The sequence below is a fragment of the Streptococcus suis genome, from assembly GCF_024509555.1.
In the GTDB taxonomy this organism is placed as follows: domain Bacteria; phylum Bacillota; class Bacilli; order Lactobacillales; family Streptococcaceae; genus Streptococcus; species Streptococcus suis_AD.
In genome coordinates, this window is record NZ_JAMWEL010000056.1 from 1 (window position 1) to 534 (window position 534).

The 534-nt window shown below is 45.1% G+C and carries 1 protein-coding gene; it reads right to left on the reverse strand.

From position 1 onward, the window contains the following. A partial coding sequence (locus tag NF418_RS10310; RefSeq protein WP_256779534.1) for a MucBP domain-containing protein occupies positions 1-534 on the reverse strand: 534 nt, incomplete at both ends.

Sequence of the window (534 nt, forward strand, 5' to 3'; positions counted from 1 at the left end):
TGGTTGGGATAGACGGAATTTCCTTATCTGGCTCAGTTGGGTCAAATGGGTATTCTGTCTTAGGACGTTTATTCTCTGGTACATTCGGAATGAGTGGAATCCAGTTAGCTACTTTTTGGTAAACATATGTAATCGTTGTTGTGCCTTCGACCACGCTTCCTGTCTCTTCAACTGACTTACCAGTTGGATCAACCGCAGTAGTCTTGGACGGTACAAGAACATACTTGTCACCATTACGAACGATTTCAGTTGGTTTGTCGCCTTCGTCTGTCGTGTTGTACTTAGTACCTGCTAGAACATCATCCTCATCTGTAACAGAATCCTTAAGAGTATTGCCGTCTGTATCAACATACTTAATCACCACATCACCCTTGACAGGCACGTAAGGAATCAAGGTATCCTCACCTGGTGTTTCTGGAGTTGGTGGAACGTAGCCCTTGCTTGGATCTTCTGGATCAACAGGTTTCAACGGTGTATTGTCCTTCGGATCTACTGGAGTGTAGCCTGGTACGTGAGGGATAACTGGTTTGTCCG